The sequence below is a fragment of the Candidatus Polarisedimenticolaceae bacterium genome (assembly GCA_036376135.1).
Lineage (GTDB): Bacteria > Acidobacteriota > Polarisedimenticolia > Polarisedimenticolales > DASRJG01 > DASVAW01.
Genome location: DASVAW010000036.1, coordinates 1 through 4,688, shown reverse-complemented (window position 1 = coordinate 4,688; position 4,688 = coordinate 1). Strand labels below are relative to the sequence as shown.

The window sequence follows — 4,688 nt, the reverse complement described above, 5'->3', positions numbered from 1 at the left end:
GTGGCCACGTCGTACCCCGAGAGCTCGCTGCAGACCTTCCGGCCGAGCGCGACGCTCTGGAACTGGGAGATCTGCGCGAGCTCCCCGTCCCGCAGCACGATCGCGACGACCGGAATGCCGAGCTGCGCCGCCGTGAGCAGCTCGAGCCCGGTCATCAGGAACGCGCCGTCGCCGGCGAGCGCCACGACCGGGACCTCCGGACGTGCCAGCTTCGCGCCGATCGCTGCGGGGACCGAATACCCCATGCACGAGTAGTCCACCGGGGCGAGGAGCTTTCCGGGCCGGTCGAGGCGGAGGTTCTCGATCGCCAGGAACGTCCCGTTCCCGCTGTCGGTCGTGAAGATCGTCTCCGGGCCGAAACGTCGCTGGAGCGCCCGAAAGAGCAGGCCCGGAGCGACGCGCCCGGCGGCACTGCGCGCGACGATCGTCGTCTCGACCTCCGCTCGCCCTCCCGCGATCGAAGCTCGGAGCGCGGGGTCCTCGCGGCGTTCCGGGAGGCGCGCCAGCAGCGCGTCCACGAACGCCGCGGCGTCGGAGACGATCCCGACCTCGACGGGGTAGTTCCGTCCGAGGACCTCCTTCGACACGTCGACGTGGACGAGCGCCCCGGGAGGGACGGCGCCGTAGCTGCCCGTCGCGACCTCCCCGAACCGGCACCCGATCGCCAACGTCGCGTCGCATTCGCCGGCGACCTTCCGGACGTACGACGGTGCCGAGGCGCCGAACCCCGGCCACAGGAACAGCGGGTGAGACTCGGGGAACACGCCCTTCCCCTGGAAGGTCGTGCTCACCGGGGCCTCGAGGCGCTCGGCGAGGGCGACGAGGTTCGCGCATGCTCCGGCCGCGCCGAGCCCGAGATAGAGGAGTGGGCGCCGCGCCCGGCCCAGTACCGCCGCCGCCCGCGCGACATCTTCGAGGGGAAGCGTGCGGCGCGCGTCCGGCTCGTCCCGCCAGGCCTCGAACGCGGGATCGTGCCGGAAGAAGTACAGGTTCGCGGGGATGTCGACCATCACCGGGCCCGGGACGCCCTCGCGCGCGATGCGGCAGGCCCGTCGAAGGGTGGCGTAGATCTCCTCGCCCCGTTCGGGGCGGAAGACCGCCTTCGTCACCGGGCGGACGATCGCCGCCTGGTCCACGTCGTGGAGCTGGAACGCCATCCCGGTGTCCCGCCGGATGCCGCACGCGAGCACGAGCATCGGCACGTTGTCCATGAACGCTTCCGCGATCCCCGAGAGCGCGTGGGTGAGCCCCGCGCCGGGGACCACGTTGGCGCAGCCGAGTTTCCCCGAGGCGCGCCAGACCGCGTCGGCCATGAACGACGCGCTCTGCTCGTCGGTCACGAGGACCGGCCGCACCTTCGTCGACGCCGCGAGCGCGTCGTACAGCTCGATGTTGTGCGTCCCGGGGATGCCGAACGTGAACGGGATGTCCTCGTCCTCGAGCGCGCGCACCACGATCTCGGCGCCGGGTCGTTTCATCGGGTCGCCTCCGCGCGGACCGCCTCGGCGACGCGGTCCGCCAGGGCCATGATGCTGAGGTAGGGATTGATCTCGAGCGAGTCCGGAAACAGGCTCGCGTCCGCGATCCGGAGCCAGGGGAGGCCGTGCACGCGCCCCCAGGCGTCGGTGACCGAATCGCCCGCGTCGCGCCCCATCCCGCACCCGCCCATGGGATGCGCGGCGGAGACGGAGGTCCTCCCCGGGAGGAAATGGCGTTCCGAAACGCGCTCGTCGATGCGCGCGGCGTCGGAGACCTCGAGGCACGGCGGATCGGCGGACGGCGCGTGCACCCGAACCGCCCCCGCCGCGAAGAAGATCCGCGCCGAGGCGCGGGTCGCGCGGACGAGCGAGCGCACGACGTCCGGCGTGAAGCGGTAGTGCACCACGGCGCGCCCGTCGCGATCGATCGCGACCCGGTTCCCGGGCGTCGCGTGGTCGCACGCGAGGACGAGGATCATCTGAAGCCTGCGGAACGCGTTCATGAAACGGCTGTGGGCTTCCCCGAAGCCGACCAAGTTCTTGGCGGTCGTGAAGGGGAAGTACATGCACGTCTCGAGGATGAACCCCTCGTCCTCCGCGCGGTCGAGGTAGTAGCTCTTCGGATGGCCGACGTCGTTGGTGATCTCGCGCGCGTGCTCGGCGACGAGGATGTGCGCCGGGTGGCAGGTGAACCCTTCGCCGACCCGCGCCGGGAGCCCCGGCAGCGCGGAGCGCAGCAGGAGGGCGGGAGTGCCGACGGCCCCCGCGGCGAGGACGACGATCCGGGCGCGGACGCGGTAGTCCCCCGGCGCCCACTCCGAAGGCAGCCCCTTCGCACCCTGCGGCTCGTCGTGGACGCGGACGACGAGCGCCCGCTCCTCCACCCGGAGCACCTCCGCGCGGGTCACGACCTCGACCCCGAGCGCCTCCGCGCGCGGGAGCTGCACGCGGTTGGTTCCCTGCTTCGCGGCGTTGGGGCACCCGAGGTTGCACAGGCTCGAGCCCAGGCATCCCTTCACGTTGATGGGGAACTGCTCCGCGGCGTACCCGGCGCCCCGGCATCCTTCGACGAAGAGGCGGTTGTTGTCGTTGATCTCGTCGTCGGGGAGGAGGTGGACGTTGTTCTCGTCCGCGTAGCGGCGCGACCGGGCGACGACGTCCGCGTGGTCGAGGCCGGGAACCCCCCAGCCGCGGATCACCCGCTCGGGGGCGGTGAGCGACGTTCCGGTGTAGACGACCGTGGAGCCGCCGTACGCCGAGCCCAGGGCGAGGGTCAGCGTCCCGTCGGCGGTCAGGAAGCCGCCGCCGTCCTCGTAGAGCGCGGACGCCATCTCGATCTCGCGCCCGGTGAACTCGTCGTCGCGCAGGCGCGGTCCCTTCTCGAAGAGCGCAACGCGCAGCCCGTCGGCGACCATCGGCGCCAGGGCCTGCGCCACGGTGCCACCGCCGGCGCCGGAGCCGACGACGACGACGTCGTAATCCCGCTCGTTCACCGGCGCGCCTCCCAGCCCTCGGGCCGGGCCCGGTAGCCGATCGCCGCCGCCGATTCCGGCCGCGTCCAATACCCCATGAACACGAGGGTGCGAAGCCCCCAGAATCCGCGACGGAGCAGGAGCAGGCGCGAGCGCTCGACGGAGGCGAGCAGCCGACCGAGGCGGACCGCGTCGAGGGACGCGGGCCGCGCTGCGTACCGTGCGACGGAAATCCACCCCAGCACCCGAACGAAGAGGAGGAGCTTGCGACGCAGGGGGGCGGGGCGCGAGGCGAGCGCCTCCTCCACGACCGTCGCCACCGCGCGCCAACCCGCGTCGTCGAGGCGGGCGATCTCGGGCACGATCCCGACGGCGAGGGCGCGAAGGTCCCTCTCCATCGGGCCGAAGGTCCCCGTCGGGGCGGAGGGTGGCGGCGTCACGCGCGGATCCTACTCTCCGTCGGGCGTTCTCACGGCATCGACCGTCCGGAGCGGTCGGATCGGTGATAAGAGGCCCGATCGGAGGTGCCCTGATGCTCGCACTCGCCGGACTCCTGCTCGCCGTCGGCGCCCAGATCGGAACGGGCGCCCCCCAGCCGATCACCGGAATCGAGAACGCGTTCCCCGCGTGGTCCCCCGACGGCTCGAAGATCGTCTTCCAGTCGAACCGCACCGGGGAGTGGCACCTGTACCTGATGAACCCGGACGGCTCCGGCGTCCGCGACCTGACGCCGACCCTCTCCGACTGCCGGAACCCGTCGTTCTCCCCCGACGGATCGAGGATCGTCTTCTACTCCGCCATGTCGGGGAACGACGAGATCTACCTGATGCACGCCGACGGCGGCGGGGTTCGCGCCGTGACGCAGCACCCGGCGCGGGACATCCACCCGCACTGGTCGCCGGACGGGGCGAAGATCGTGTTCAACTCCCTGCGCGACGACCCCCGCGCGTTCGACGTCTACGTCATGAACGCCGACGGCACGGGCGTCACCCGCCTGACCGAGACGCGCGAGGACGAGACGTGCGCGACGTTCTCCCCGGACGGGAAAGGCGTCGTCTTCCTGCGCGGGTTCCAGAACGGCAACGACGACATCCTGCTGTCGGGTGCGGACCTGCGCGAGGGGACGAATCTCTCGGCCAGCCCTCACGCCAACGAGGGCTGGCCGAGCTTCTCTCCGGACGGACGGCGCATCCTCTTCTCGTCCAACCGCACCGGGGTGATGGTCGTCTACGTGGTGAACGTGGACGGCACGGAGCTGCGGGCGCTCACCGACGGCATGGCCACGGGCGAGGACGCACGCGCGGTGTGGTCCCCCGACGGGACGCGGATCGCCTTCACCCGGCGTCGCGGCCGCTCGATGGACATCTGGGTGATGCCGGTCTCGGGTTGACCGCCCATCCGGCCGATCCGGACTTCCTCCGATCCGAGGGGAAGGGTGCAGAGGCCCCCGTCGTCCGCGACCGTCCGGTCGCCCTTCCGCACGGCGCTCACGCGGGCGCGCAACAACAAGTCGGAAGCGGCGAGACTGCTCGGCCTGACCCGCGGGCAGCCGTACTCGCTGCTCCGTCGCCACCGCATGACCGACGCGCGGCGATGCTTGCGTAGTTTTGCTTAATCCCGAGCGGTAGTTCTGCGCGGGATGCGCCCCGGGCGCGTGCTTTAACCTCGGCGCGAACCGAAGTCACGAGGACGAAGCGCACGACCGGTGTCGTCGGGGCTCCGATCCTCGCGGAGGAGC

Annotated in this window: 4 protein-coding genes; 1 reads left to right on the top strand and 3 read right to left on the bottom strand. The window is 71.7% G+C overall.

Going from position 1 to position 4,688, the window contains the following annotated elements; genetic code table 11:
• The 3 genes from VF139_02960 to VF139_02950 form a co-directional block, all read right to left on the bottom strand.
• A partial coding sequence (locus tag VF139_02960) for a thiamine pyrophosphate-binding protein (protein HEX6850342.1) occupies window positions 1-1,478 on the bottom strand: 1,478 nt, incomplete at its 3' end.
• Window positions 1,475-2,971 carry a GMC family oxidoreductase N-terminal domain-containing protein gene (locus tag VF139_02955; GenBank protein ID HEX6850341.1) on the bottom strand — a complete coding sequence of 499 codons (1,497 nt, stop codon included), beginning with the start codon at window positions 2,969-2,971 and terminating at the stop codon, window positions 1,475-1,477. The genes VF139_02960 and VF139_02955, both read right to left, overlap by 4 nt.
• Entirely contained in the window at window positions 2,968-3,390 is a 423-nt protein-coding gene (locus tag VF139_02950) for a hypothetical protein (GenBank protein HEX6850340.1), read from the bottom strand. Before VF139_02950 ends, VF139_02955 begins: the two co-directional genes overlap by 4 nt.
• A 92-nt stretch (window positions 3,391-3,482) precedes the next feature.
• Between VF139_02950 and VF139_02945 the strand changes: the two genes are divergently transcribed.
• Window positions 3,483-4,340, top strand: coding sequence for a DPP IV N-terminal domain-containing protein (locus VF139_02945; protein ID HEX6850339.1), 858 nt, complete (start codon window positions 3,483-3,485; stop codon window positions 4,338-4,340).
• Window positions 4,341-4,688: the final 348 nt, after the last annotated feature.